The sequence below is a fragment of the Actinoallomurus liliacearum genome (assembly GCF_039542035.1).
In the GTDB taxonomy this organism is placed as follows: Bacteria; Actinomycetota; Actinomycetes; order Streptosporangiales; family Streptosporangiaceae; genus Actinoallomurus; species Actinoallomurus liliacearum.
Map to the genome: position 1 here is coordinate 440,952 of NZ_BAABHJ010000040.1, position 26,225 is coordinate 467,176.

The 26,225-nt window shown below is 71.2% G+C and carries 29 protein-coding genes and 1 tRNA gene; 14 read left to right on the top strand and 16 right to left on the bottom strand.

The genetic code is table 11. The features are described 5' to 3' along the window. Positions 1-47: 47 nt before the first annotated feature. The 6 genes from ABD978_RS40675 to ABD978_RS40700 all read right to left on the bottom strand — a co-directional run bounded on the left by ABD978_RS40675 (position 48) and on the right by ABD978_RS40700 (position 5,354). A complete protein-coding gene (locus ABD978_RS40675; protein ID WP_345366521.1) occupies positions 48-1,040 on the bottom strand; it encodes a CU044_5270 family protein in 993 nt (330 codons plus the stop codon). Next, a complete protein-coding gene (locus ABD978_RS40680; protein WP_345366524.1) occupies positions 1,037-1,684 on the bottom strand; it encodes an RNA polymerase sigma factor in 648 nt (215 codons plus the stop codon). Before ABD978_RS40680 ends, ABD978_RS40675 begins: the two co-directional genes overlap by 4 nt. 57 nt (positions 1,685-1,741) lie before the next feature. Beyond that, positions 1,742-2,410 (bottom strand): ComEA family DNA-binding protein, encoded by a 669-nt coding sequence (locus ABD978_RS40685; protein WP_345366526.1) that lies wholly within the window; start codon positions 2,408-2,410, stop codon positions 1,742-1,744. A gap of 274 nt (positions 2,411-2,684) precedes the next feature. Then, complete coding sequence (locus ABD978_RS40690) at positions 2,685-4,217, bottom strand: long-chain-fatty-acid--CoA ligase (RefSeq protein WP_345366528.1); 1,533 nt, start codon at positions 4,215-4,217, stop codon at positions 2,685-2,687. A gap of 45 nt (positions 4,218-4,262) precedes the next feature. Then, positions 4,263-4,430, bottom strand: coding sequence for a hypothetical protein (locus ABD978_RS40695; protein ID WP_345366530.1), 168 nt, complete (start codon positions 4,428-4,430; stop codon positions 4,263-4,265). A 447-nt stretch (positions 4,431-4,877) separates the two neighbouring features. After that, positions 4,878-5,354, bottom strand: a complete 477-nt coding sequence (locus ABD978_RS40700; RefSeq protein ID WP_345366532.1) for a hypothetical protein — start codon at positions 5,352-5,354, stop codon at positions 4,878-4,880. Positions 5,355-5,510: 156 nt separating this feature from the next. Between ABD978_RS40700 and ABD978_RS40705 the strand changes: the two genes are divergently transcribed. Genes ABD978_RS40705 through mptB form a run of 3 tightly spaced genes read left to right on the top strand, consistent with a single transcriptional unit; the run spans position 5,511 to position 8,183 of the window. Beyond that, positions 5,511-5,846, top strand: a complete 336-nt coding sequence (locus tag ABD978_RS40705; protein ID WP_345367426.1) for an STAS domain-containing protein — start codon at positions 5,511-5,513, stop codon at positions 5,844-5,846. Positions 5,847-5,866: 20 nt separating this feature from the next. Beyond that, positions 5,867-6,595: a glycosyltransferase family 2 protein gene (locus ABD978_RS40710; RefSeq protein WP_345366534.1), complete on the top strand. Its 729-nt coding sequence runs from the start codon at positions 5,867-5,869 to the stop codon at positions 6,593-6,595. Further along, complete coding sequence (mptB, locus tag ABD978_RS40715) at positions 6,582-8,183, top strand: polyprenol phosphomannose-dependent alpha 1,6 mannosyltransferase MptB (RefSeq protein WP_345366536.1); 1,602 nt, start codon at positions 6,582-6,584, stop codon at positions 8,181-8,183. Before ABD978_RS40710 ends, mptB begins: the two co-directional genes overlap by 14 nt. Here the strand turns inward: mptB and ABD978_RS40720 are convergent. Continuing rightward, on the bottom strand, positions 8,068-10,104 hold the full coding sequence (locus ABD978_RS40720; protein ID WP_345366538.1) for a hypothetical protein: 2,037 nt from the start codon (positions 10,102-10,104) through the stop codon (positions 8,068-8,070). The two genes, mptB and ABD978_RS40720, sit on opposite strands and share 116 nt — an antisense overlap. Here ABD978_RS40720 and ABD978_RS40725 point away from each other — a divergent pair. From ABD978_RS40725 to pheA, 4 genes are all read left to right on the top strand, one after another. Further along, entirely contained in the window at positions 10,094-10,345 is a 252-nt protein-coding gene (locus ABD978_RS40725) for a hypothetical protein (protein WP_345366540.1), read from the top strand. The genes ABD978_RS40720 and ABD978_RS40725 overlap by 11 nt on opposite strands. Before the next feature lie 207 nt (positions 10,346-10,552). Further along, on the top strand, positions 10,553-11,803 hold the full coding sequence (locus tag ABD978_RS40730; RefSeq protein ID WP_345366542.1) for a glycosyltransferase 87 family protein: 1,251 nt from the start codon (positions 10,553-10,555) through the stop codon (positions 11,801-11,803). Then, a complete protein-coding gene (locus ABD978_RS40735) occupies positions 11,800-12,255 on the top strand; it encodes a DUF4446 family protein (RefSeq protein WP_345366544.1) in 456 nt (151 codons plus the stop codon). Before ABD978_RS40730 ends, ABD978_RS40735 begins: the two co-directional genes overlap by 4 nt. A gap of 84 nt (positions 12,256-12,339) precedes the next feature. Beyond that, the gene (gene pheA, locus ABD978_RS40740; protein WP_345366547.1) at positions 12,340-13,314 is read left to right on the top strand and encodes a prephenate dehydratase; all 975 of its coding nucleotides are present in this window, start codon (positions 12,340-12,342) and stop codon (positions 13,312-13,314) included. 54 nt (positions 13,315-13,368) lie between these two features. Here pheA and ABD978_RS40745 read toward each other — a convergent pair whose 3' ends face one another. Both ABD978_RS40745 and ABD978_RS40750 read right to left on the bottom strand, forming a co-directional pair. Continuing rightward, positions 13,369-13,800 (bottom strand): hypothetical protein, encoded by a 432-nt coding sequence (locus tag ABD978_RS40745; RefSeq protein ID WP_345366549.1) that lies wholly within the window; start codon positions 13,798-13,800, stop codon positions 13,369-13,371. Between the two features lie 202 nt (positions 13,801-14,002). Further along, on the bottom strand, positions 14,003-14,827 hold the full coding sequence (locus ABD978_RS40750; protein WP_345366551.1) for an inositol monophosphatase family protein: 825 nt from the start codon (positions 14,825-14,827) through the stop codon (positions 14,003-14,005). A 125-nt stretch (positions 14,828-14,952) separates the two neighbouring features. Between ABD978_RS40750 and ABD978_RS40755 the strand changes: the two genes are divergently transcribed. The 4 genes from ABD978_RS40755 (at position 14,953) to ABD978_RS40770 (ending at position 18,818) form a co-directional block, all read left to right on the top strand. Continuing rightward, positions 14,953-16,035: a hypothetical protein gene (locus ABD978_RS40755; protein ID WP_345366553.1), complete on the top strand. Its 1,083-nt coding sequence runs from the start codon at positions 14,953-14,955 to the stop codon at positions 16,033-16,035. Continuing rightward, positions 16,032-16,598: a hypothetical protein gene (locus ABD978_RS40760; RefSeq protein WP_345366555.1), complete on the top strand. Its 567-nt coding sequence runs from the start codon at positions 16,032-16,034 to the stop codon at positions 16,596-16,598. The genes ABD978_RS40755 and ABD978_RS40760 overlap by 4 nt, the downstream gene beginning before the upstream one ends. Before the next feature lie 169 nt (positions 16,599-16,767). After that, a complete protein-coding gene (serS, locus tag ABD978_RS40765; RefSeq protein ID WP_345366557.1) occupies positions 16,768-18,027 on the top strand; it encodes a serine--tRNA ligase in 1,260 nt (419 codons plus the stop codon). Then, a complete protein-coding gene (locus tag ABD978_RS40770; protein ID WP_345366559.1) occupies positions 18,024-18,818 on the top strand; it encodes an HAD family hydrolase in 795 nt (264 codons plus the stop codon). The genes serS and ABD978_RS40770 overlap by 4 nt, the downstream gene beginning before the upstream one ends. Positions 18,819-18,897: 79 nt before the next feature. On the opposite strand, the gene ABD978_RS40775 is transcribed toward ABD978_RS40770, so the two are convergent. Both ABD978_RS40775 and ABD978_RS40780 read right to left on the bottom strand, forming a co-directional pair. Then, positions 18,898-19,434: a bacterial proteasome activator family protein gene (locus tag ABD978_RS40775; protein ID WP_345366561.1), complete on the bottom strand. Its 537-nt coding sequence runs from the start codon at positions 19,432-19,434 to the stop codon at positions 18,898-18,900. 13 nt (positions 19,435-19,447) lie between these two features. Beyond that, entirely contained in the window at positions 19,448-20,407 is a 960-nt protein-coding gene (locus ABD978_RS40780; protein WP_345366563.1) for an NAD(P)H-quinone oxidoreductase, read from the bottom strand. Between the two features lie 82 nt (positions 20,408-20,489). Between ABD978_RS40780 and ABD978_RS40785 the strand changes: the two genes are divergently transcribed. Beyond that, positions 20,490-22,529: a nucleotide-binding protein gene (locus tag ABD978_RS40785; protein ID WP_345366565.1), complete on the top strand. Its 2,040-nt coding sequence runs from the start codon at positions 20,490-20,492 to the stop codon at positions 22,527-22,529. Between the two features lie 364 nt (positions 22,530-22,893). Here ABD978_RS40785 and ABD978_RS40790 read toward each other — a convergent pair. The 3 genes from ABD978_RS40790 to ABD978_RS40800 all read right to left on the bottom strand — a co-directional run bounded on the left by ABD978_RS40790 (position 22,894) and on the right by ABD978_RS40800 (position 24,210). Next, positions 22,894-22,982, bottom strand: a tRNA-Ser gene (locus tag ABD978_RS40790). Positions 22,983-23,050: 68 nt separating this feature from the next. Further along, complete coding sequence (locus ABD978_RS40795) at positions 23,051-23,701, bottom strand: MOSC domain-containing protein (protein WP_345366567.1); 651 nt, start codon at positions 23,699-23,701, stop codon at positions 23,051-23,053. Positions 23,702-23,853: 152 nt separating this feature from the next. Next, complete coding sequence (locus ABD978_RS40800; protein WP_345366569.1) at positions 23,854-24,210, bottom strand: hypothetical protein; 357 nt, start codon at positions 24,208-24,210, stop codon at positions 23,854-23,856. A gap of 135 nt (positions 24,211-24,345) precedes the next feature. Between ABD978_RS40800 and ABD978_RS40805 the strand changes: the two genes are divergently transcribed. Continuing rightward, positions 24,346-24,507 carry a hypothetical protein gene (locus ABD978_RS40805; RefSeq protein ID WP_345366571.1) on the top strand — a complete coding sequence of 54 codons (162 nt, stop codon included), beginning with the start codon at positions 24,346-24,348 and terminating at the stop codon, positions 24,505-24,507. Between the two features lie 20 nt (positions 24,508-24,527). On the opposite strand, the gene ABD978_RS40810 is transcribed toward ABD978_RS40805, so the two are convergent. Continuing rightward, positions 24,528-25,280, bottom strand: coding sequence for a M15 family metallopeptidase (locus tag ABD978_RS40810; protein ID WP_345366573.1), 753 nt, complete (start codon positions 25,278-25,280; stop codon positions 24,528-24,530). A gap of 99 nt (positions 25,281-25,379) precedes the next feature. Here ABD978_RS40810 and ABD978_RS40815 point away from each other — a divergent pair, with 99 nt between their 5' ends. Continuing rightward, positions 25,380-25,694 (top strand): hypothetical protein, encoded by a 315-nt coding sequence (locus ABD978_RS40815; RefSeq protein ID WP_345366575.1) that lies wholly within the window; start codon positions 25,380-25,382, stop codon positions 25,692-25,694. Between the two features lie 28 nt (positions 25,695-25,722). On the opposite strand, the gene ABD978_RS40820 is transcribed toward ABD978_RS40815, so the two are convergent. Further along, positions 25,723-26,184, bottom strand: coding sequence for a MarR family winged helix-turn-helix transcriptional regulator (locus ABD978_RS40820; RefSeq protein WP_345366577.1), 462 nt, complete (start codon positions 26,182-26,184; stop codon positions 25,723-25,725). Between the last annotated feature and the right edge of the window lie 41 nt (positions 26,185-26,225).

The window sequence follows — 26,225 nt, forward strand, 5'->3', positions numbered from 1 at the left end:
GGACCGCCGGTCCCGCACGTCTCAGGTTCCGCCCGCCGGCGGACGGTCTATCGGGGCGCCACGTCGGTCCACTCGGCGGCGTCGACCCTCTCCGTGCCGCTCGCGGTCTTCCCCTTGCCGGCGAAGCTGGAGCTCCGGATCCGCGAGGTGGCCGGATCGAGGACGAGCCTGCTCGTGCCGTCGGACTGGGTGATCAGCAGGCCCTGCCCGCCGTCGACCCGACCGAGGTTCCTGACCTCCGGGAGCGAGGCCAGCGCGCGGAACGCCGCAGCGCGGACCGCCGGCGGAGCCGGAGTCATCTCGAGCAGTCCGATCAGCGCGCCACTGACGACCTGGTCCGCGGACACGGAGCCATGGCCCTTGCCGACGTCCCTCATCAGGCTGCTGTGGTGGGTGATCCACTTCTTCAGCGCAGACGGGTCGGCGGGCAGCCGCTGGATCTGCTGGAAGCTCAGTTGGGTGTCGCCTACGGTGAAACCGTCGTTCCAGTAGCCGTTCTTGCCCCCGTTCTCCTTGACCGGGCTGGTGGGCGAACCGGTCTTGGCCCATGACCGGCCGTCGCGCCGGGTCCACGTCTCGATCGCCGACGCGCCCGTGGTGCCGCCGGAGGACTTGGTGTACTCGATCTTGACGTGCCAGTACGTGCCGGAGCCCGCCGGCGCGCGCTCCGCGGTGCTCGCCGCCGCCAGCAGCACCTGGCGGCCGGACAGGGACGCCGTCGAGTGGGTGGGCGAGCTGGGGGCATGTGAGGAGCCTCCTCCCACCGACCCCCCGCCGCCCCCGGTGGTGCCGATGACCACGGCGACGGCGGTGGCCCCCGCCACGGCCGTCAACGCCGCGCCGATGACGACGGGGCGACGCGCGTGCGTACGGCGCGGGGCCGGTCCGGTGGACTGAAGTTCTTCGCGGATCTGTGCCATCACGAACTCCTGGACTTCTCGGTGGCGGCCGCTCGGTAGATCCCGTTCCGCCGGTGGCGGGAGCAACCGGGCCAGTTCCTCGCGATCGTCGCGGCCGGGCTGAGTCGGGGTGGTGTTCATCGGGTGTTCTCCTGAGCGGACCGGACCGCGATCTTGCGGTCACCTGCTTCCTGTCCATGGCGGGGCTGCGGTTCCCGATCTTCTTCGGGCGGTCGAAGCCGCCCGGCGTCGACGAGTCTGTGCAGCTTCTTGCGGGCCCTCGACAGGCGGGACCGCACCGTGCCGATCGGAATGCCCAGCGCCTCTGCCGCCTCGCCGTAGTCGAGGCCGGACCACACACAGAGGGCCAGCACCTCCCGCTCGGGTTTACGCAGTGCGGCCAGCGCCGTCCGGACGAGGGCGAGCCGTTCCCGGTCATCGATGCGGCCCGTGACCTCCTCGGTGAAGTCCGGCACCGCTTCCTGCCGAGGGAGACGCGCCACCGCACCGTCGTGCCGACGAGCGGCACGACGTACGTTCCGGGAAACGTTGGTGGCGATGCCGAGCAGCCACGAGCGCAGTGACCCGTCCTCGCCCTCCACGTCGATCCGGTCGCGCAACCGCCAGGCCTCGAGGAAGGTCAGGGAGACGACGTCCTCCGCCGTCGACCAGTTTCCCGTCAGGCGGAAGCCGTGGTTGTAGACCGAGCGGACATGTTCGTCGAACAGCCGGCGGAACGCATCCGGGTCACCGGCCCGTACCCGGGCACGCATACTGATCTCCACGGCACGGGACTGTCCGGTCGGCCTACCGAGTTCCGGTGACCTGAGTCACATCGGCGGTCAGGGCAGGAAGATGGCGTACTCCGCGATCTCCGGCAGGAGGTCGGGGTGCAGATCGGCCGTTGCCGCGAGCTCCTCAGCGGAGGAGAAGCCGCCGACGTGCTCGCGGACGGCCGCGATGTGCTCGGCGAGCTCCGGCGTCACCCCGGAGAACAGGGTCAACGCCTGCGCGGGCACGTGGTTGACGTCGATCAGCCCGCCGTCGTCGTACTGGCGGGGCAGGTCCGGGCGGCCGATCCGCAGCTCACGGGCGAGGACGACATCGGCCGCGGCCTGGTCCCGGGCCTTGCGCCGGAGGTCGCGCCGCTGGTTGGCGGCGGCGACGGCCTGGGCGTTGACGTTGCCGGGCGGCGGCCCGGGAGGAATGGGCATCGGCGGGCCGAGCGGGGTCACCGGACGGCCGTTGTAGAGCAGGACGCCGTACGGGTCGACCGTGATCGTGAGGCGTTTCTCGTTCCCGGTGAGGGCGAGGATGATCCAGACGGGCAGCCACAGCCCGCACAGGAAGATCGTGATGAGCAGGTGTACAACGTGGTTGACCTGGCCGCCGCTGGACATCACCGCCTGGGTGTCGGACTGCGCCTGCACGCGCCATCCCATGGCCGCCTGACGCATGATCGCGTTGTGCAGGATGGCGCGGAGCTGGTCGGGGGGAAGCGTCGGCCGCATCGGCGGCGGTGCCCCGGGCGGTCCGAGCGGCGGTGGCGGGCCGGGCAGTCCGAGCGGCGGGGGCGGTACCGACGGCGGCGGCGGTGCCGGCGGCCACGATGTGGAGTCCGACGGCCCCGACGGGGGCTCGGGCGGACCCGGTGGCGGTCCTGGCGGGAACGCGTTCAAGATCTCCCCCTGTAAGCGGTTCGGTGTGCCGTACCTACATCGACCGGTCCGGCGGATCGCGCGGCGACTCCCCTCGGCTTCGTACGACCCCCTTCCCCGCCCGGTATCAACGAACGGACCGGCTCTCGTGCTCCCAGTACGGCCGGCGAAGATCGCGCTTGAGCACCTTGCCGGTCGGGTTGCGCGGGATGGCGTCCGTCCACTCCACCGAGGTCGGGCACTTGAAGTGGGCCAGCCTGGCCCGGCAGTGGTCGATCAGCTCGCGGTCGCCGACCTCGCCCTCGCGGACGACGATCGCCTTCGGCGTCTCGCCCCACTTGGCGTCCGGCACGCCGATGACGGCGCAGTCGGCCACGGCCGGATGGCTCATCAGGACGTTCTCCACCTCGGCGGGGTAGATGTTCTCCCCGCCCGAGATGATCATGTCCTTCACGCGGTCGTGGATGTAGAGGTAACCGTCCTCGTCGAGGTAGCCGGCGTCACCGGTGCGCAGCCAGCCGCCGGGAAGCGTGGCGTCCCTGGTGGCCTGGTCGAGCGACCAGTACCCCGACATGTTCTGGGCGGACCGGCAGACGATCTCGCCGACCTGCCCGGCCGGCACGGGCTCGGAGGTCGCCGGGTCGATGATCTTCAGCTCGGTGCCGGGGTTCGCGACGCCGGCGCTGCGCAGCCGGCCGCCGTCGGGAACGTGATCCGCCGGGGGCAGGTGCGTGATCGCCCCCGTCGTCTCCGTCAGGCCGTACACCTGCATGAACTCGCAGTCGGGCAGCATCCGCATCGCGCCGTGCAGCACCTCGTCGCTGATCGGCGAGGCACCGTAGATCAGCAGGCGCAGGCTGGTCAGGTCCGCGTCGCGCACCTGCGGGATCTGCTGCATGAACAGCATGATCACCGGTACGAGGAAGATGTGGGTGACCCGGTGCGCCTCGATGCCCCGCGCGATCCCCACCGGGTCGGGCTCCCGGACGAGCACGCAGGGGATGCCGTCGTACACCGCGATGACGGCGAGGATGCAGCCGGCGATGTGGTACATCGGCATCGCGACCATCAGCACGCTTTCGGAGCGGAGGTCCCAGAGCGCCTCGGTCATCGGCACCGCGGTCAGGAAGTTCTCGTGCGTCAGCACGACCCCTTTCGGGCGACCCGTGGTGCCCGAGGAGTACGGCTGGACGAAGACCTGACCGGGCTCGTCCACGCGCTTGGCGTCCCGGTCGGTCCACGCGTCGTAGTCCACGTGGCGGTGACCGGTGCCGCCGACGACGATCAGGTGTTCGGTGTGCTCGAGGCGATCCGCGACGGCGTCCAGCACCGGCAGGAACTCCTGCCCCACGACGAGCACCGGCGCCTTCGCGTCGTCCACGATGTAGGCGACCTCGTCGGCGGCCAGCCGGTAGTTGATCGGGACCTGCACGGCGCCGATCCGTGCCGCGCCGAACAGCAGCTCGACGTAGGCCAGGGAGTTCTTGTCGAGCACGGCGACCCGGTCGCCCGGCCGTACTCCGGAGACCCGCAGGGCCGCCGCGACCTGGTCCACCCGGCGGTCGAACTCCGCGTACGTGACGCGGAGGCCGCCGTAGAGAAAGGCGGTCGCGTCCGGCTTCTCGGCCGCGCGGTTCCGCAGGATGCCCGTCAGGTCCATGCGCGAATCATCCGCGCCCGCCGTGCGGAGGCACAAGACCCGCTGTCAGCTCTTCGACAATTTGCTGATCACCGTGACGATGATGGCGCCGGCGACGGCCAGCAGGCCGAGCCAGATCAGGAACTTCAATGCGGCGACGAGCATTCCGAGGACCGTGAAGAACAGCCAGATCGCCAGCAGGATCCCGATGATGGTGAGAATCGTCCGCCCCATGGAAGCGAGCGTACGCGTTCAGGTCGTGGTCACGGGGCATACCAGGCCGATCCCGGTCACGATCTCGTATCTCCCCTGGCCCCCTGCCTTCGTCCACCGTCCGCCGCCACCCTGTGCACAACCGGTGGACAACTCGTGGACAACGGTGCGGCGCGGCCGGGCGGCGTGCGCGTGCGGGCCCGTGCCTGCCTGGTCAACGCGCTTGTCCCCCTGCTGTGCATCCTGTGGACGACGGAACCCACACCCTGTGGATAACCGCGGCCCCGTCGGGTCCCGGCGTCCTGTCCGGTGTCGGCGGTCCCCAGGGCGTCCGTGGACGGCCGGTTCCATCGGCGGCCGGGATTCCCGGAAATCGCGCTCGATCGGCACCGCGATTCCTCGTGCGCGGAATTCCCGCGGACCGCAGCATCGGTTAACGGGAGCGGAACAATCGCCGCCAGGAATCGGTCAGGACCCCGGAGTCCGGTCGACGGCGTCCTGAATGGCGCGGAAGGTCGGGCACGGCCAGCGCCACATGCACGCCCGGCACCGGCACATCGGATTGCCGATGTCACTGGTGATCCCGCCCGCGTCGCGCGGCTGGTGCAGATCGATGAGGCGCAGGGTCATCTCGCAAAAGGTGATCACGTCGTCGCGGGCGGCGGCGAGAAAGACGATGTCCTCGCGGGCGAGTCTGGCCTTCACCGGAACGAATCCCTCGCGGTTGACCAGGCGGGAGACGTACTGGGTCATGGAACGCCATGAACTGGACTTCTCGGATCTGGTGCGGATCGTCTCCAGACGTTCGCGGACACGGCGGTGTCCGAAATCGCCGGACATGTGGGCGGTCATCGCGCGTCGTGTCACCATCCCAGCTTCTCGCATGGCGACGCGCCGGTGGATGGATTCGCGGACTTCGACGGCGATAATTGAGAAGATCTCCATGTCGCCGCGCCAGGGCCAGAATTGACGGACATTTCCCGCATAAGGTGCAGAAGTCGCGGGCCTGTTGGCAAAGTGCCGCCCATAGCCCGGCAATGTGCAGGACCTAATCCCGTTCGGCTCTGGTTCACCCGCTCCCAGGGCGCTAGTGTGCGGCTCGTGGAGCTAAAGGTCTCGACCGCATCTCAGGGGGGACACGCCGTCGTATTCGTCTACGGCGAGGTCGATCTCTATACGGCACCCAGATTGCAAGCCGAGCTGGCCTCGCTCGTACGCGACGGAGCCGGCCGGGTCGTGGTGGATCTGAGCGGGGTCGAGTTCTGTGACTCGACTGGGATGAACGTCCTGCTCTCGGCCATGAAACGACTCCGTGAACACGGCGGCACACTGGAGCTGGCGTCGCCGCGTCCGGCGGTGCGCCGCATCCTCCAGGTCACGGGCCTCGACACGGTCTTCTCCGTGCACGATGCCCTACCGGCCCTGGAAGGCACCTGACCACCACTACCATCGCCTTCATGCAGGCGGACACGGCCGTCATCATCGCGGCCAAGGATGAACAGGACAGGATCGCCGCGACGGTGGAGGCGGCGGCGTCGTTGCCGGGCGTGGACCTCGTCGTCGTCGTCGACGACGGGTCCGCCGACGCGACGGGGCGGCTGGCCGAGGGCGCGGGCGCGAAGGTCGTACGACACTCGCGCAACCGCGGCAAAGGCGCGGCGATGGAGACGGGTGCCGCCGCCGTCCGGTTGCTGGACGGCGACGTGCCCCGCCATCTGCTGTTCCTCGACGCGGACCTCGGCGACACCGCCCGGCAGGCGGGGCCGCTGATCGAGCCGGTCCGGGCGGGCACGGCCGCGATGACGATCGCCGCGTTCAGCGATCGGGTCAAGCTCGGCGGCCATGGCTTCGTCGTCCGCCTGTCCCGGGACGGCATCCAGCGGCTCACCGGCTGGACGGCGACGCAACCGCTGAACGGCCAGCGCTGCCTCACCCGCCAGGCGTTCGAGGCCGCCCTGCCGCTCGCGCCCGGCTTCGGGGTCGAGACCGGCCTCACGGTCGACCTGCTGCGCCAGGGTTTCAAGGTGACCGAGGTGGAGGTGCCCCTCGCGCACCGTGCCACCGGCACCGACTGGCGGGCCCAGATCCACCGCGCGCGGCAGTTCCGGGACGTCGGGCGAGCGCTCGCCGCCCGGGAGCCCGCCGTGGCGCGGCAACTGGCCCGGCTGCGTCGTGACCCGCGCTGACCGACTGGGCTTCGCGGGGCTGACCGCCGGCGCGCTCGGCCTGGGCTGCTTCCTGGCCGTCGCGCTGCTCGGACCCTCGGTGATGGAGCCCGTCCTGCCCGGATCGGCCGGACAGCCGCCGTACTCCCTCACCGTGCGTCCCTCGGCGCACCTGGTCCTCGCGCTCACCGCGGCCGGCGTCGGACTGTCGGCGCTCGGCCTCGGAGCGTGCCTCTACGCGTCCCGGCGCGGCTGGTGGATCCGGCCGCGGATCCTGCTGATCGCGGGTGCGGTCGCGGCGGTCGCGTTCATGCTCATGCCGCCCATCGGCTCGGCCGACCACCTCAACTACGCCGCGTACGGCCGCATGGCGGTCACCGGCAACGACCCGTACGCCACGGCGGCGCGCGACCTGCCCGCGGATCCGGTGATCGGCGTGGTGCAGGACTGGCGGAACGCCCCCACCCTGTACGGACCGATCGCGACGGCGCAGCAGACCCTCGCCTCGCTGATCGGCGGGGACTCCGCCCGGCTCACCGTCTTCGTGATGTCAGTGACCGAGGTGCTGGCCTTCCTGGCCGTCGGCCTGCTGCTGTCACACGCCGCCCGCGGCGACCGCGACCGCCGGCTGCGCGCCGCGCTGCTGTGGTCGGCCAACCCGCTCATCCTGTACGCGGTCGTCGGCGGGGCGCACAACGACGTCCTCGCGCTCGCCTTCGCGGTCGCCGGGCTCGTGGTGTTCGCGCTGCCCGACCCGCCGTGGTCGAGTCGGCAGGACGCCCGGACGCTCGGCCGCTGCGCCGCCGCCGGGATCCTCATCGGCGCCGGGGCGGCCGTGAAGCTCAACGTGGCGATCGTCGGCGCCGGACCGGCCTGGATCCTGCTGCGCGAGTGGTGGGAGGCCCGCCGTGCCACCGGCGCCGCGCGACCGGCCGTGCGGCCGGGCGCCCGTGCGGCGGCCGTCCGGCTCCTGGCGCTGCCCGGCGCGGCGCTCGCCGTCACCGGCCTGGCGTACCTCATGGCCGGGCCGCACGCGTTCGACCAGCTCGACCGGGCGTCCAAGTCGGTCGCGCTGGCCACCCCCTGGCACCTGTTCGCCGGGACGAACGGCGGACTCCTGCTGACGCTGCCGCGCTCGGCCGTGCAGGACTCCGCCATCCTCCTGACCGCCGTCCTGGCCGCCCTGCTCCTGCGCGCCGCGCCCCGGCCGCGCGTACGGGACGTCCGCGTCGCCGCCGATCCGGCCGGCGAGGACGCCCTGCGGATCAGCGCCGTGCTGGCGATCGCCTGGCTGTTCGCCGCGCCGTACGCCCTGCCCTGGTACGACGGCCTCGGCTGGGCGACGCTGGCGCTCGTGCCCTGGTCACGGCTGGACGGGTTGCTCCTGGCCCGTACGAGCCTGCTGGCCCTGGCCTACCTGCCGGCCCGCGACCCGCGGCTCGCCGGCCTCCCGCGCTCCCTCGACTGGCTGATCACCGACGTGCGCTCGCGGGTCACCCCGTGCTTGCTGACGGCTCTTCTGATCGCTCTGGTCGTGGTGGCGCTTCGGGCCCGGCGAGTTCCAGCGCCCGTACGCTCGCCGCGAGCGCCAGCGGAACCGCGACCGTGAACGCCATCGCGGGGATCGCCACGCCGGAGTCGTTCACGAGCATGCCGACCACCGTCGTGACCAGCGCGGCGGCGAGCGTGGCCCGCAGTGCGGGGGCGCGCTCGTAGGCCATGTGCAGCGCGGCGGCGCGCCAGGTCAGCGGCCGCAGCAGGGCGAAGAACAGGAACCCGACGCCCAGCACGATGATCACCGACAGCTTCCAGTTGCCGAACGTGCCGACCATGCCGAGGAACTTCCGGTAGACGACCTTGCCGGCGTCGCCGCTCGTCAGCTGGTTCCAGAACTCCCCGATGTGGGTCGGGTTCGCCCGCAGCGAGTCCAGGAACGAGATGCCCAGGATGAGCACGGCCCCGGCCGCGAGCACCGCGATCACCCGCGTGGGCCGGACCCGGCGTCCGGCGAGCATGAACGCGAACACGGTGAACCCGGGGATCACCGAGATGATGCCGCCGAAGTCCGCTCCCCACATCGGCCCGCCGTCGATGAGGAGCGCGATCAGTCCGCCCGCGACGACGACGGCGAGCGGGAGGAGACGCCGGTCGCCTCGCCTGGCGATCAGCAGGCCCGCGAGCGCGCCGGTCGCGATGATCAACCCGGTGACCCACAGGGCGTACGTCGTGTTGCCGAAGCCGTAGAACCGGCCGGCGACGACCGGCGTGTAGCCGAGCATGCTGCAGTTCTGCAGGTGGTTCCCGGTCATCACGTCCATGCTCAGGAACAGCGCGGTCGCCCCGGCGACGACCGCGCCCGGCCCGGTCACGGACCGGCGCCACGGCCCGGCCACCGCGGCTGCGGTGATCACCACGACGCCGGCCAGGATCAGGAGCGCCAACGTCAGCGCGGGCTGCCCGCTCCGCCACCACGGGACGGCGTTGGCCAGGAACGACGCCACCGGCAGCGCCCCGGCGGCCAGGGCCAGCACCTTGGTCGCCGCGAGCCGCCGGTCGCTCTTGCGGCGCAGCGCCACCGTCGCGAACGCGTACAGGGCGAGCTGCGCCGCGATGAGGACCATGTAGAAGGGGAAGACGAAGCGGCTGTAGATCCGCGCGTGGGTGTCACGGTCCGCCATCGCGTGCACCACGCGGGACACGGACGCCGACTTCCGGCCGTCCGGCCGCCACGGCGAGCCCACCGCGTCCTTCGGCTGCGCGACGCCGAGCGTGTGCAGGATCGTCGACGTCACGTCGGTCAGCGTGACCAGGCCGACCGTGCGCGTGGAGTTCGCCGTCAGGTACCGCGGGGTGTAGCCCGGCCCGGTGGCCATGGCGACGTGCAGGCGTGAGCTGCCGGTGTTGTCCGACAGGCCGGCCAGCAGCACGGTCGTGCCGGCGGGCGTCGCCCGCAGGATCCGGCCGACCTGCGCGTCGGCGGCCGACGCCGCCGTCGCACGGTCCTTCGGCGTCACCCGGACCTGGTGGCCGTCCACGTCGACTCCGGCGTCGATGTAGGCCCGGACGACGTCGTCGACGTCGGCCACCGTCAGCGCGCAGTGCGCCCACGCGTCGGCGGGCGTCTTGTCGACCGAGGGGAAGTACTGGTCCACGCGGCCGGTACGGTCCGCCGCGCCGACCGCCGCGCCGGGGCCGATCGCCAGCGTGCAGCCCTTGGCGCCGTGCACCGCGTCACCGAGGATGCCCAGCTTCGAGCCGTACTTGCTGTTCGCGTTGTCCTCGCGCATGCCGGGGAAGCCCGGAACGGTCGTGCCGGTCGGCGCGGGCGGCAGGCCGCAACTGCCGTGGCGCAACTGGGAGCGCTGCCCGGCCGACACCGTCAGCCAGCCGTCGATCGGGCAGGTGTGTCCGGCCACCGTCTTCACCGAGAGCGCGCCGACGGCGGCCTGGCCGGTCAGGTTCCAGAGGTTCGGGGTGCCGGTCCGGCGGATGTCGCTCCAGCGCAGCCCGGGAACGCCGATGAGCAGCACCCTCCCCCGGCCGTTCGCGGACGCGCCCGCGGTCTTCGAGGCCGGTCCGGTGGAGGTGGTCGGCGTGGGACTCGCGGTGCCCGGTGTCGGCGACGCGGCGGCCGTCGGGCCGGTGGTGGGGGGCGGACTCACGACCGGGCCGGTCGGGTCGGTCGGTGCGGCGGCCGCCACGCCCGGCAGCAGGCCCAGCGACACGGCCGTGAACACCACCAACGCGGCGACCGCCGTGCCCAAACGGTGACGTTCCGCCTTTCGTGGCCGTGCCACGATCACCTCCGGAATCTTGGGACGTCCCCAGGCTAGTGCCGTGTCCACCATGCTCGCCGGGGTACGCCGCTTTGCGATCTTCGCGTCCCGACCCGGCCGCCCCCCGGCCCCCGGTCGACGTGCCGCCGGGTCCCCGACCGGGTCGCTCCGAGCAGTATTCGACGTGGGACAGGATGGACCCATGGCTGAGCGAAGGACGAAACGCGAGATCGCGATGGTCGTCGCGGGTCTCGCGATCGTCGTGGCCGCGGTGGGGCCGCTCGCGCTGCAGTGGCTGACCAACGCGCCCGACCAGCGGATGGTCGACCTGGACGTCTACCGCTCCGGTGGGCAGGCCGTGCTGCGCGGCGCGCCGGTCTACGACTTCATGACCCAGCCGCCGCAACTGCTGCCGTTCACCTATCCGCCCTTCGCCGTGCTGATCGCGGTGCCGCTCGCCTTCGTCCCGTGGAGCGTCGCCCAGTGGCTCTGGGCCGCGCTGATTCTGCTCGCTCTGACGATCACGGTCCGCTACGCGTTCCGTCCCCTGCTCGCGCGCTTCCCCGGCTGGGCGCCCGTCCTCACCGGGATCATCGTCGCGCTGTGCGCGTACCCGATGCCGCTGCGGGACCAGTTCCGGTTCGGGCAGGTCGACGTCTTCCTCATGGCGATGTGCGTCGCGGACTGCGCCGCACCGCGTACGCGCTGGCCCCGGGGCCTGCTCGTCGGGCTCGCCACCGCGATCAAGCTGGTGCCGGGCGTCTTCATCGTCTACTTCCTGGTCACCGGCCGCCGCCGGGAGGCGGTCACCGCCGTCGTCGGCGCGGCGGTCGTCTCGCTCGGGACGTTCCTGATCCTGCCGGCGGACTCGGCCGACTACTGGTTCCGCGCCCTGTTCGACAGCGAACGGCTCGGTTCGAACACCGCCACGACGAACCAGTCGATCCGGGGGATGCTGCTGCGGGCGTACCTGCCGGACTCCGTCGCGAGTGCGCTGTGGCTGCTGTGCGCGGCCGTGATCGCCTACGTCGGCTTCCGCGCCGCACGGCGTACCGCCCTCATGGGCGACGAGATCGGCGGGATCGCGATCACCGGGCTGGTGGGGGTGCTCGTCTCGCCGGTGTCCTGGATCCACCATCTCGCCTGGCTGGTCGTCGTCCTGGGCGCACTGGTCGGGACCGGGCGCGGCCGGAAGGCGCTCGCGCTCGCCGCCGGGGTGTGGCTGTTCTACGTCCTGACCATTCCGTGGTGGGGGATCGACCTGCTCGCCTACCACATCGGCCCCCGCCCGATCGGACGGATCGTGCAGGACGCGTACGGTCTCGGGGCGCTCGGACTCCTCTTCGTGTTCCATCGGCGACGGTCCGTGGGGAAAATTCCGGAACGAGAATCCGAAAGTGATCGCGTGGATGCGTCGCGTGACGAGCCTCGGGTGGGTACGCTCGGACCGTGATCCTCATCACGATCGCCCTGGCCTCCGTCGGCATCGGGCTTCTCGGCCTCTATACCGGGCTGACCGCTCGGCGCCGCGCGGCGCAGGCGGTCGAGGAGTGCGTCGAGATGGTGCGCCGTCGCCTGGAGACGAGCGCCGACGTCACCGACGGCCGGGCCATCCGCGATGTCGCGATCGTCCACTATGACGCGCTGCGCGAGGACGCCGGCGGCCTGTCCTTCTCGCTGGCCATGCTCAACGCCGCGGGAGACGGCGTCGTGCTCACTTCGATCAACGGGCGCACCGAGACCCGCACCTATGCCAAGATCGTAAGCAGTGGCCGCAGTCTCCAGTTGCTCTCTCCGGAAGAGGACCAGGTCGTACGCGCGGCCAGGCTCGGCCAGGGGCCGCAGATCCGGCTCGACGACGGGCGCGACATCGGCGTGAACGGGCGACCCCCCGCGTCCACGTGACGGGCGACCGGTGCTCATCCGCACGAGACCGCCCGTAACCTGGGATGACGCCGGATCTGTTCAGCAGCGGCATGAGGGGAATCCGTGACCGACGAGAGCCCGCGAAACGCGGCGGCACCGGCCGACCGACCCGAACGCTTCGCGTATTTCGGCCCTGAGGGCACCTTCACCGAGGCCGCCCTCCTCACGCTGCCCGAGGCGCGACAGGGCGTCCGCGAGCCGTTCACCACCGTGCCGATGGCCCTGGACGCCGTCCGCCGGGGTGACGCCGACGCGGCGATGGTCCCCCTGGAGAACTCCGTCGAGGGCCCGGTGCCCACGTCCGTCGACGAGCTCGCCGACGGCGACATGCTGCTCATCACCGGCGAGGTGCTCCTCCCCGTGGAGTTCGCGCTGCTCGTCCGGCCGGGCACCGCGCTGGAGGACATCAAGAACATCTGCACCCACCCGCACGCGCACGCGCAGTGCCGTCGCTGGCTGGCCCGTACGCTCCCGCACGCCCACGTGGCGACCGGGACGTCCACCGCCGGCGCCGCCATGGCGGTCGCCGACCCCACCTCGGGCTACGACGCCGCGATCGCCGCGCCGATCGCGGGTGAGCGGTACGGCCTGGTGCCCGCCGCGGAGAGCATCGCCGACCGCCCGGGCGCGGTGACCCGCTTCGTCCTCGTCCGGCCGCCCGGCCCGCCCACGGCGCCGACCGGCTTCGACCGCACCTCGCTGATGGCGTACCTCACCGACGACCATCCGGGCGCGCTGCTGGAATTCCTCACCGAGTTCGCGGTCCGCGGCGTCAACCTGACCTTGATCCAGTCCCGGCCGACCGGGGACGGCTTCGGCCGCTACCGCTTCTGGATCGACTGCGAGGGCCACGTGGCGGACGCGCGGGTCGGCGAGGCGCTCATGGGCCTGCGCCGCATCTGCTCCGACGTGCGGTTCCTCGGCAGCTATCCGCGCGCCGACCAGGGCCGCATCGAGATCCGCCGGGGCACCCACGACAGCGACTTCGCCGAGGCGTCCGCCTGGCTGCACGCCATCCGCTCCGGCCACGACCTGTGATTCGGCGCGGCGGCGACCGCGGATTCGCCCGGGGTCGCCGCCGCACCGTTCGTGCTATTTGACCTGCACGTAGTCGCCGCTCGTGGCGATCGACAGGTAGGGGGAGTCGTCCCCGAAGTTGGCCACGGCGTACCAGATGCCGGACTTGGTGGCCTTGAACTTCTTCGACCACCGTCCGTACCGGTCGGTGGTCACCGTCGCCGCCGTGGTCAGCGGGGCCTTCAGACCGGGCCGGAAAAGGATCTTCACCTTGGCGCCCTTCACCGGATGCCAGATCTTTCCGTGCCACTGCAGCGTCCCGTGGACCGTCAGCGACCTGCCCTTCCTCACCGGCTCCGGCCCGGCGTTGAAGCCGATGATCCGGGTCCGGTGATAGGTCTTGGGAGCGGCGGTGGACTGCGTCCGGGTGGGCGCCGCGTCGGCCGTGCCGGAAAAGGTGAGCGCGGCCAGTGCGAGGCCGGCGGCGATCGCCAGCGATCTGCGCATGCGGTCTTCCTCCGAAGAGATGTCTCGAGTCCGGACATCATCGGCCATGGGTGAATACAAGATCAATCCATGGGGCCGGGCGGGATTCGAGCACGAGGCTCGGCGAACCAGACGCTGAAACCGGAAGATCCGCAACCTACCCGGCGCCCGTCGGCGCCATTTCCGAGACCTTCGCTCGCGCGGCCGCAGGATCGGCTTCTCATCAGGGCCGGAATCCGCCCGTTCCGCCGACCGGGCCGGACAGCCGAGCCAGGATGCCGTCGTGCAGGAGTCCGTTGGTGACGATGGCGCAGTTCTGGTCGGGGCGCGGCGCGCCCGTCAAGTCACTGAACCGTCCGCCGGCCTCCTCGACGATCACCTGGATAGCGGCGTTGTCCCAGATCTTGCAGCGCGGGTTGAGGCTGACGTCGCAGCGGCCCTCCGCGACCAGCATCTGGCCCCAGAAACAGGCCGAGGCGAACTCGTAGCGCGCGGCCTTCGACAGTTCGAGCAGGCCGGCGACGAGGCCGCGGCGCTCCCAGCGGTCCAGGGCGGCGTACGAGAGGTGGACGTCGGCCAGGTCGTCGATCGCCGACACCCGGATCCGCCTGCCGTCGCGTGCGGCCTCGGGGGCGTCGAGCCAGGGCGGCCCACTGGTGTACGCGCCGTGGTCCCGCGCGGCCCACCAGCGGCGTCCCATCGCGGGCGCCGACACCACGCCGACCGTGATCCGCCCGTGCTCCTCCAGCGCGATGAGCGTCGCGAAGACCTCGATGCCCCGCGTGTAGTTGTCGGTGTGGTCGACGGGGTCGAGGATCCAGCGGCGACCTTCTCCCGGCGTCTCGTCGAACTCCTCGCCGAGGACGCCGTCGTCCGGCCGGTGTTCGGCGATCAGCGCCCGCAGTTCCCGCTCGGTGGCGAGGTCCGCCTCCGTCACCGCGCTCCGGTCCGGCTTGGTCCGTACGTCGAGGTCGGCGCGCCGGAACCGGCTCATCGTGACGGCGTCCGCCCGGTCGGCCAGGAAGAGCGCGAATGAGAGATCGTCCATGCCCGTGACTTTGCCATCCGCGACGGCGACCGTGATCGAATCGTGTTCTCCGCCGGGACAACAGGGAGGCCGCGCCCTGCGTCCTCAGTGCGCAACCAAGATCTTTCTCAGTTGGAGACGGTCACGTGCGCAGACTTTTCGGCCTGCTGGCCGCGCTGGTCATGTCGGTGTCGTTCCTCGCGATGCCCGAGCCGGCGATGGCGGGGGTGGTGTGGAAGATCAAGAGTGCCCGGGCCACGAACACGACGCCCGGCCAGAGCGCACAGATCGAGGTCGCCGCCGCCGCCGACTCGGGGGTGGCGGCCCTGGTCGTGCGGCTTCGCCTGGTCGACGACCCGAACGCGATCGCCACGCTGACCACGTTCGACCTCGTATCCGGGACCGCCGAGGACGGCGTCTGGCGGAGCACCGAGTCGGTGACGATTCCGGACGGGCGGGTGGCGATCGAGGCCAAGATGGCCACCGGGTCCACCGAGCCGGGAAAGTACACGGGGTACGTCACCGGCGGAATCATCGACAACGGCCGGGACGTGAGGGTCAGCGAACTCACGGCCTCCCCTGACTCACTCGATTCGGACCACCGGGACTTCCGCCTCACCGGTCGCGTCGTCACCCAGGCCGCCGACGGCACCGAACAGGGCGCCGCGCACCAGACGATCGACCTGCGCGACACCACGTGGGATCTCGAGCTGGGCCGCACGAGCACCGATGACCAGGGGTACTTCTCGGCGGCGGCGCAGCTGGGTCACGCCGCGCACGTCGCCGCGGTCGCGCTCGCGGACGGGACCTACCGCTCGGCGAAGATGGAGACGGTCGTCCACTACACGGCGCTCCCCACCCGGTTGACGATCAACGCTCCGGCCGAGGGCGGCGTCGTCGGGGGGACCGTGACCCTGTCCGGCCGTCTGGAACACCAGAGCGTGACCGGAGAGTGGTCCGGTCTGGGCGGTGCCACGGTCCGCGTCTTCTCCTCCGGCGCGTCCGGGTCCGAGACCGACGTCGTGACCGGCGCGGACGGCGCCTACAGCGCTCGGGTCACGGTCCGGCCCGGCGACACCGGCTGGGATGCGATCTTCACCGGTGACATGGGCACCTCCGGGATGTACAAGTCCGCGAGCGCGACCGCCAACGGGGTCGTGATCCGTACCCAGCCGCAGATCGTCGACTTCGACGCCGGACGGAGCCGGCCGGGCGGGGCGGGACGGTGACCGTTCGCGGCCGCGTCCTGCGGCCGGCCGCGAACGGCGGGACGGAACCCGCCCCCCATGCCTACGTCGGTATGCGGTTCTCCGCCGATGGCAAGAAGTGGCCCGGCCCCTACGGCTACGCCCTGACCGACGCCCACGGCATGTTCAGCCTCAAGATGCCGGCCGAGCGGGACGGCTACTGGAATGCCTTCGTCGAGAAGGACGACTCGTACCTCGGCGTGACCGGGCCCTCCGACTATGTGGACACGAAGTACCGGACGCGGATCTCGGGACTCAACGCGTCCCCGGAGCCGGTCCGGAAGGGCAGGCGGATCACGGTGACGGGCCTGCTGCAGCGGAACACCACGTCGTGGAAGGCGTTCACGAAGCGGAGCGTGAAGATCTACTTCCGGGCCAAGGGCGGCACGAAGTGGACCTACGCCGGGAGCGCCAAGACGGACGGCCGTGGCCGGTTCACCTTCGGCGCGAAGGCATCGAAGGACGGCTACTGGCGCGCGACGTACGCCGGTGATTCCGCCTACCTGGCCGTGACGAGCGGCTCGGACTACGTCGACGTGCGCTGACCGCGGCCGCCGCGCCGGGCGACGGCCTGGACGAGGCGTCGGAGGACGGCCGCTCCGGCGGCCGTCCTTCGCGAGCCGCGGCCGCTCGGCCGTCCCTGGCCGGTACCGGCTTGCGGATGATCGCTTATCCGGTCGGCTCCGGGACGGGCCGGGCGGTAGCCTCGTCTCTGTGATTGACCTGCGAGCCCTTCGAAATGATCCCGACCGGCTGCGCGCTAGCCAGCGCGCCCGGGGCGAGGATGAGGCCGTCGTCGATGAGCTGCTCGACCTGGACGAGCGGCGCCGATCCGCGCTGAGCGCCTTCGAGTCGCTGCGTGCGGAGCAGAAGAGCTTCGGCAAGTCGGTCTCGAAGGCGCAGGGTGACGAGCGGCAGAAGCTGCTGGACCGGGCCAAGGAGCTCGCCCAGCAGGTGAAGGAGGCCGACGCGGAGTCCCAGCGGCTCGAGCAGGACCTGCAGACCCTCCTGCGGACCGTGCCGAACATCGTGGAGGAGGGCGCGCCCGCCGGCGGCGAGGAGGACTACGTCGTCCTGGAGACGGTCGGCACGCCGCCCGCGTTCGACTTCGAGCCGAAGGACCATCTGGAGCTCGGCGAGCGGCTCGGCGCGATCGACATGGAGCGCGGCGCGAAGGTCTCGGGCGCCCGGTTCTACTTCCTGACCGGCGTCGGCGCGCAGTTGCAGATGGCGCTGCTCAACCTGGCGATGGAGCAGGCGATCCAGGCCGGGTTCGTCCCGATGATCCCGCCGGTCCTGGTCAAGCCGGAGTCGATGGAGGGCACCGGGTTCCTCGGCGCGCACGCGTCGGAGGTCTACCACCTGCCCGAGGACGACCTGTACCTCGTGGGCACCTCCGAGGTGCCGCTCGCGTCGTACCACCGCGACGAGATCATCGACGCGCTGCCCCGGCGCTACGTCGGCTGGTCCTCCTGCTTCCGGCGGGAGGCCGGGTCGTACGGCAAGGACACCCGCGGCATCATCCGGGTGCACCAGTTCGACAAGGTCGAGATGTTCTCGTACTGCGACCCCGAGGACGCGCACGAGGAGCACCTTCGCCTGCTCAACTGGGAGAAGGAGATGCTCGCCAAGGTCGAGCTGCCCTACCGCGTGATCGACGTCGCCGCGGGCGACCTGGGGACCAGCGCGGCCCGCAAGTACGACTGCGAGGCCTGGGTGCCGACGCAGAGCCGCTACCGGGAGCTGACCTCGACCTCCAACTGCACCGAGTTCCAGGCGCGCCGGCTGTCCGTACGTCACCGCGACGACGAGGGCCGGACCCGCCCGGTGGCGACGCTGAACGGCACGCTGGCCACGACCCGGTGGATCGTCGCGATCCTGGAGAACCACCAGCAGGCCGATGGGTCGGTGCGCGTTCCGGAGGCGTTGCGCAAGTACCTCGGCCGTGAGGTGCTCGAGCCCGTCGCACGATGACTCCCCGGGTGGTCGCCACGGACCTGGACGGCACCGTCGTCCGCAGTGACTACACGGTGTCCGAGCGCACCGTGGCGGCCTTCGCCCGTGTCGAGCGGGCGGGCGCCATGCTCGTCCTCGTCACGGGCCGTCCGCCGCGCTGGATGCGGTCCGTCGCGCACGCGGTCGCGCACCGGGGCCTGGCGATCTGCGCGAACGGCGCGATCACCTACGACCTGCACACCGAGCAGGTCGTCGACACGCATCTCATTCCCGTGGACCGGCTGCGCACGGCGGTCGCGGTGCTGGGCGAGGCGCTGCCGGGGCTCGGCTTCGCGGTCGAGCACGACGACGGGATGGCGTACGCGCACGGCTTCGAGCTGTCCTACTGGGACTCCCAGACGACTCCGCCGCCGAGCCCGATCGAGGCTCTCCTGTCCCGACCGGCCGCCAAACTCCTGGCCCGGCACCCCGAGCTGGAGGCCGACGCCCTGCTGGACGAGGCGCGGCGGCTCGTGGGCGACCTCGTGCTGCCCACCCATTCGAACGGCGACCGGCTGATCGAGATCAGTGCGCCGGGGGTGTCCAAGGCCAGCACGCTCGCGGAGCTGTGCGCCCGGCACGGCATCGACGCCGACGACGTCGTGGCCTTCGGCGACATGCCGAACGACCTGCCGATGCTGGCCTGGGCGGGCCGGTCGTACGCCGTGGCGAACGCCCATCCCGAGGTGCTGGCCGCCGTGCACCACAAGGTTCCGGGTAACGACGAGGACGGCGTGGCCCGCACGCTCGAGGAGCTCTTCCCCGCCTGAGCCGGACCCGCCGGCCGCGAGGACGAGGATCGGCGCGGGGCCGGGGCGTCGTCGCCCGGTCCCCGCGCCGCCTGAACCGCTAGAGGTACGGGCCGGACGAGCGGCCGTGACCCGGCTCGTCCTGCTGCGGGATGACGCCCGGCGGAAGGGCGCGCCGCATCTGCTCGAGCTGGGCGCGGGCCGCCATCTGCTGGGCGAACAGTGTGGTCTGGATGCCGTGGAACAGCCCCTCGAGCCAGCCGACGAGCTGCGCCTGGGCGACGCGGAGCTCGGCCTCGCTCGGAGTGACGCCGGTGTTGGTGAACGGCAGCGAGATCCGCTCCAGCTCATCGATCAGCTCGGGCGCGAGGCCGTCCTCGAGCTCCTTGATCGAACGCTGGTGGATCTCCGCCAGGCGCGCCCGGCTGGCCTCGTCGAGCGGCGCCGCCCGCACCTCCTCGAGCAGCTGGCGGATCATGCTGCCGATGCGCATGACCTTGGCGGGCTGTTCGACCATCTCGGTGACCGGTCGTTCCTCCGACTCGCCGTCGCCCTTGAGCTCCCCGGGGATGATGGGCATGCCGTTCGGCCCGACGACGACGACCTGCGGGTCTTCGCTGTTCAGTGGATTGTTCATAGATATCCCAGTCTCACACCGTTAGTACGATCTTGCCGACGTGCGTACTCTCCTCCATCACGCGGTGCGCCGCGGCGGCGTCCGTCATGGGAAGCGTACGGTCCACGATCGGGCGTACGGTCCCGGACTCGAGCAGCGGCCACACGTGCTCGCGCACGGCGGTCACGACTTCGGCCTTCTCCTCCAACGGCCGGGCGCGCAAGGAGGTTGCGTGGACCGAGGCCCGTTTCGTGAGGAGCCTGCCCAGATCGAGCTCGCCTACCCCGCCGCCCTGCAGCCCGATGACGACGAGCCGGCCGCCGGTGCCGAGCGTGTCGACGTTGCGCGGGAGGTACTTGGCGCCGATGTTGTCGAGGATCACGTCGACGGGGCGGGCGGCCTCGACGAAGTCCTCCGTGCGGTAGTTGATCGCGACATCGGCGCCCAACTCCCGGCAGCGCTCCAGCTTCTCCTCGGTGCCGGCCGTGCACAGCACCCGTGCTCCGTGCGCCTTGGCGAGCTGGATCGCCATGGTCCCGATCCCGCTCGAGCCGCCGTGCACGAGGAACGACTCGCCCGGGCGGAGCCGGGCCAACATGAACACGTTGGACCAGACGGTGCAGGCGACCTCCGGCAGCGAGGCCGCCTCGACCGGGCTCAGGCCGCGGGGGACCGGCAGGAGCTGACCCGCGGGCACGGCGACGCGGGTGGCGTATCCGCCTCCGCTGAGGAGCGCGCACGCCTCGTCGCCGACCTTCCACCCGGTGACGCCGTCGCCCACCGCGGCGACGCGCCCGGCCGCTTCGAGGCCCGGATACTCGGGCGCGCCCTTCGGAGGTGGATAAAATCCACGTCGTTGCATGATATCGGCGCGGTTGACACCCGCCGCAACGACGTCGAGCAACACCTCGTCATGACCGATGACGGGGTCGGGTACTTCAGCCCAGCGCAATACGTCTGGATCGCCCGGTTTTTCGATGACGATGGCATGCATGGGCTTCACGGTAGCCGGGGATGCTGAAGCGACACGGTATTGGTCAATGCCTGTGGTGGCTTAGGCTGCGGATGAACATATCGTGCTGATTCATCCACTGCGCGTCCGCGAGGGGGACCTGGTGGCCAAGAACGATCAGGATAAAACGGGCCGTTCTCTTGAAGAGCAGCTCGCGTCTCTTGATGCCATGAACAGCGAGTCCGCCGAGCCGCGGGACGAGACCGCGGAGGAGACCGGGCCGCCGCCCAACCCGTGGACGAACACCCCTCCGGCACCGATGTTCCCCGCGCCGCCGGCCGACCCGGCGGGTGAGGGGCAGTCGGCCGGCGAGGGGCAACCGCCGTACGCCTTCGGAGCGCCGGGGTATCCACCGCCGCCGGAGTTCGGGGTGCCTCCGCAGTTCCCGGGCGCCCCGGCCCAGGAGTACGGCCCCGGCTTCGTTCCCTTCCCGCCGCAGGGCTTCGGCCCCGGCCCCGCGCAGGAGCCGCAGGACGACGCGGCGGCCGGGCAGCGGGACGGCGCTCAGCCCACGCAGGAGATCCGCCGGGAGCAGGAGCCGGCCCAGCCTTACGACGCCGGGCCCGCGGACCCCGACGACGGCGCCGCGCCGTACGACGTGCAGCAGCCGTCCCAGCCCGTCGACTCCGCGGACGACCGGGAGCAGGAGTTCGACGAGGCCGAGCAGACGCGGTTCGAGCCCCGCGCCGCCGAGGTCACCCACGCGGACGGCTTCGAGATGTACGGCGACGGCGGTTACACCGGCTATCCGCAGTACTCCGCCCCGGCGTTCGGCGGCCCGCCGCCCTATTCGCCGCCACCGGCCGGTTACCCGGCGGCCGAGCAGGGCCAGCCCTACGGGGCGGCTCCGGACTATTCGGCGCAGTACCCCGGCACACCCGACTACGGCGCCCAGCAGTACCCCGGCCCGCCCGCCGAGCAGCAGGGCTACCGGCCGCCCGCCGAACAGCCCGGCCGGCCCTACGCCGCGCCGCAGTTCGGCGGCCGGCCCGAGGCCGCGCCGTACGGCCGGCAGCAGGAGGCGCCTCCCTTCCCGCAGCAGGATGGGCCGCCCTTCCCGCAGCAGGACGGACCGCCGTTCCCGCAGCAGGAGGCGCCGGCGTACGCCCGGCCGGAGGACGGCCCGCCGTTCCAGCCGCTGCCGGAGGCGTACGCCCAGCAGCAGGGCGGCGCGCAGACCGCCGACAGCCTCAGCGCCGACACGCTGCTGCGCGGCCGTCGGCAGGCGCCCGCGAACGGCTGGCGCCGCGCGCTCTACAAAGCGTCCGGCGGAGTGATCCACCCCGGTGAGTCCCCGGCCGAGATGCGCCGTCGCGAGCTGCTGGCCCGCGCCCGTACGCCCGTCGCCGGCGGCCACCACCGGGTCGCGGTGATGAGCCTCAAGGGCGGGGTCGGCAAGACCACGACCACCGTCGGGCTGGGCGCCACGCTCGCGTCGCTGCGCGGCGACCGCGTGATCGCGGTGGACGCCAACCCCGACCGCGGCACGCTGTCGGACAAGGTGCGGCTGGAGACGGCGACGACCGTCCGCGACCTGCTCAACGAGCACGAGCAGATCCAGCGGTACGCCGACGTGCGCGCCTACACCTCGCAGGCCTCGTCGCGGCTCGAGGTGCTCGCCTCCGACCGCGACCCGGCGGTGTCCGAGGCGTTCAGCGAGCAGGACTACCGCACGGTCGCGCACGTCCTGGAGCACTTCTACTCGATCTGCCTCACCGACTGCGGCACCGGCCTGCTGCACTCGGCGATGGCGGGCGTCCTCGGCATGGCCAACCAGCTCGTGCTGGTCAGCTCCCCGTCGGTGGACGGCGCCCGGTCGGCCTCGGCGACGCTCGACTGGCTGGAGGCCCACCACTACGGCGAGCTGGTGCGCAACGGCGTCGTCGTGCTGTCCATGGTGCGGTCCCGCAGCAGGAGCACGGTCGACCTCGACCGGCTGCAGGCCCACTTCGAGAGCCGCTGCCGCGCGGTCGTCCGCATCCCGTACGACCCGCACCTGGAGGAGGGCGCGGAGGTCGAGCTGGAGCAGCTGTCCCCCGCGACGAGGGACGCCTACCTCGTCCTGGCCGCGACGGTCGGCGACGGCTTCGCCTGGCCGCGCTGAGGTAGAACGAACGAACGCGAGAGGCCGCCGCCCGGCACGGGCGGCGGCCTCTTTCGGTCGGCGGTGGGTGTGGTGTCCGGTTTCAGAAGATCGGGACGTTCCGCGTCGCGGACCGTGTCGATCTCGACGTTGCGCAAGATCGTCTATCACGCACACTTCTTACCGAAGACGCGTCGGTCGCCCAAAGGAACCGACGGTCGCGCAACGAGAGGACAACCACCATGCTGCAGTTCCAGGTCACGCCGCTGGGTGTCATCGACGCCTGGGAGCGGAAGCCGGAGCGGAAGCCGGAGCCGAAGAGGCCGCGGCCGTACCTCCGAGCCCTCAAGGTTCGAGAGGTCCGATGTCCTGCGACATCACGCGGCGGAGGGTGTGGGATTCGAACCCACGAGGACTGTCCCCAGCCCTGGGCGCTTTCAAGGCGCCTGCACTAGTCCACTATGCGAACCCTCCAAGTGGTGACCACCTTAGCGGGCCGGGCGCGGACCCGTGCGCCGGACGCCGGTCACCGTTTCCGGGCGTCAGCCGACGCGTCGGCGGATGCGCCGCATGTCCTCCTCGGGGAGAGCATCCGCCACGAGCAGCGTGGGGAGCAGGTCGGGCTCGGCGGTCAGGGCGCGGAAGGCCAGCGCGACCGTGACCTCGTGCGCCGGACGGTCCTCGACCGTGATCGGGTCACCGGTCCGGATCTCCCCGGGCTCGATCACCCGGAGGTACGCGCCCGGCAGCGCGGCCCGGGTGAAGCGCTTGATCCAGCCCTGCTCCTCCATCCAGCCCTGGAAGGTGCCGCAGGGGATGCGCGGACAGGACACCTCCAGCAGCACCTGCTCGCCGACGCGCCAGCGCTCACCGATCAGCGCGCCGTTCACGTCGAGGCCGGACGTGGTGAGGTTCTCCCCGAAGACGCCGTCCGGAAGGTCGCGTCCGAGCTCCGCCGCCCAGCGGTCCAGGTCCTCGCGGGCGTAGGCGTACACCGCCTGGTCGGCGCCGCCGTGGTGTTTGACGTCGTACACGCGGTCTCCGGCGAGGCCGACCGCACCGGTGCCCTTGGGACCCGGCGCGGTGACGGCGACCGGTCCGTCGACGGGGCGCTTGTCGATGCCCGTGGTCCCCGTGTCCTTCCAGGGGTTCGGCCGGGGCCTGCCGACGTTGACCGAGACGAGAAGTGCCATGGTCGAACGGTAAGCGCACGGAATGCCGACCGCGACCGATTTGTGCCCCGGCGTGCCGCCACCCGGGACAACAGGGGCGGCCGTAGGCGGGCCCGTCATTCGTAGGCGGCGCCGTCATCCGTACGCAGGGCCGTCGTCCGTAGGCGGCTCCGTCATTCGTACGCGGGGCCGTCATCCGTCCGGGGCCAGTGCCGCCAGTCGAACCCGTCCCGCCATCCCGGGGCGTCGGCCGCCCAGGCGGTGAGGACCTCGTGGACCTGCCAGAGGTCGGCGGCGACGGCCTCGAAGTGGCGGTCCGCCGCGCCTTCGCGGTACTCCACGGCGAACGTCCCGTCGACCTCCCGGTACACCTGCATGTAGTGGCCGGGGCCGGGCGCGTCGAGCCGATCCACGATGAGGTACTGGTTGCCCGGACCGAGTTCGTCGAGCAGCCGGAGGAGGAGCGCGCCGGAGGGGGCGTCGTACGCCGCGCCATGCGCTGTTTCAGCGCGCAATTCCGATCCGCCCATGCGTGTCACGTTATGTGACGCTTCCTGGCTTTAAAAGCCATGGTGTCGACGGCCGGGTTCCCGGTGCCGCGCCGGGCTTCGCCGGATGTCGCGAAGAACCGGTGACCTCGGCGTATCTCCACTATCTTCACTTGCATGCCGAAAAACGAACAGGATCCTGCGGGCAGCACCCAGCAGTTCCGGGCGTTCGCCAACCGGGGAGACGCGCCACCGTCCCGCCCCAACACCGGGCTGATCATCGGCGGTGCGGCCGTCCTGCTGGTGGTCATCGTCGTGGTGGCGCTGCTCGTCGTCTGACGGCGACCCACCCCGACCGGTCAGTGGCCGTTCGCGGAGAAGTGCTGGAAGTCCCAGGGGCCGCCCCACGAGCCGCCCCAGCCCCAGCCGATCGAGCGGAAGGCCCGGACGACCTTGTCACCCGCGTGGATCACGCCGGGATCCTGGCGCTTGCGGTTGCCGTACTTCACGCAGCGCGGATGCTCGATGTGGCCGTTCGAGTGCACGTAGGGGTTCTCGCACGTGTTGAGGTCGACGGCGAGCCCGTACGCGTGCTGGGACCAGTTGCTGGAGCCCGTCGCGTTGCGGCAGTTGAACGCCGAGGTGTTGTCGGCCTCGATCGAGTCGAAGTCGCTGCCCTTGTACTTGTCCACGAGCTCCATGCGCCGGATCGGATAGCGCTGGTCGTACAGCTTGTGGAAGACACCGACGATCTTGGAAGCCACGTGGGCGTTGACCACCATCTCGCCCTCGTGCGGCTTGTGGTCCATGCCCCAGTACGTCATCCGGATCAGCCGGAGGCCGTCGAGGCCGACCGGGCAGCCGGCGTGCCAGGAGTATTTGACCGTCGCGCGCGACGGAATCTTCGAAATCTTTGCGGTGAAGGCCTGCGGTCTCGCCGAGGCGGTGGCGGACGGCGAGGAGGTCGGGGTGGCTGAGCCTGGAGTGGTGGCGGCCGGCGACGTCGCCGCCGGCGCTGCCGGGGGGCGGGCCGTGTCCGACGATCCCCCGCCACAGGCCGAAAGAGCCAGAGCCGCGCCACCCAGGACGGCGGCCAGGGTCAGGCGTTCCATAACGGAAGGATTACATGCGGTCGCCGGTGCTTCGTCCCGAATCGGCGGGCGAACTAGTCTGCGGCTACGGCCGGGGCAGTCGATCCGTGAGGACCGATCATGACGGACACGGGCGAGAAGCGGCGACCGCCCCTCGGGATGCGCGAGATCACCGCCGTGGGCAGCGGTCTCGGCACCTTCATCCTCGTCGACTCGATCATGATGTACTCCGCCCTCGAGATGAACCTCTCCGGCGGTAAGGACTTCAGCCTGCTGGCTCAGGCGCTGGCGCTGCTCCTGCTGGCGTTCGGGCTCGGCGGTTTCCTGGCCTGGAAGATGACCGGTTTCACGCGGCTGTACGGCGTCGGCCTGATGTGCGGCTGGACGTTCATGACGCTGTTCTCGCTCGGCTTCTGCACCGGCCTCAACTCCTGACCCGGCCGGTGCCTTCGTGCCGTCGAGGTCAGCGCACCTTGCCGACCCGCTCGGCGACGGCGCTGAACGCCCGGCCGATGGCCTTGAGGTCCTCCGGGTCGATCACGTCGATGAAGAAGTCCCGTACGGTGGTGACATGATCACGCGCGGCCCGATCGAGGAAGGTGAGGCCCTTCTCGGTGAGCTCGGCGTTGACTCCGCGCTTGTCGTCACCGCAGGTGCCGCGCGAGACGAGCCCCTTGCACTCCAGCCGGGCGACGGTGTGGGAGAGGCGGCTCCGCGACTGGCTCGCGTACTCCGCCAGCTCGGCCATGCGCAGCCGCCGGTCGGGGGCCTCGGACAGGCGCACGAGGATCTCGTACTCGGCGGTGGTCAGTCCGTGCTTGGCCTTCAGGTCGCGGTCGAGGAGGTCGGCCAACCGGACGCTGCCCTCGATATAGGCGCGCCAGTCACGCTGTTGGGCGGCATCGAGCCAGCGCGGTTCGCTCATGCCCTCCATGATATCAGGATGGTTTAATTTTCAACAAGTTT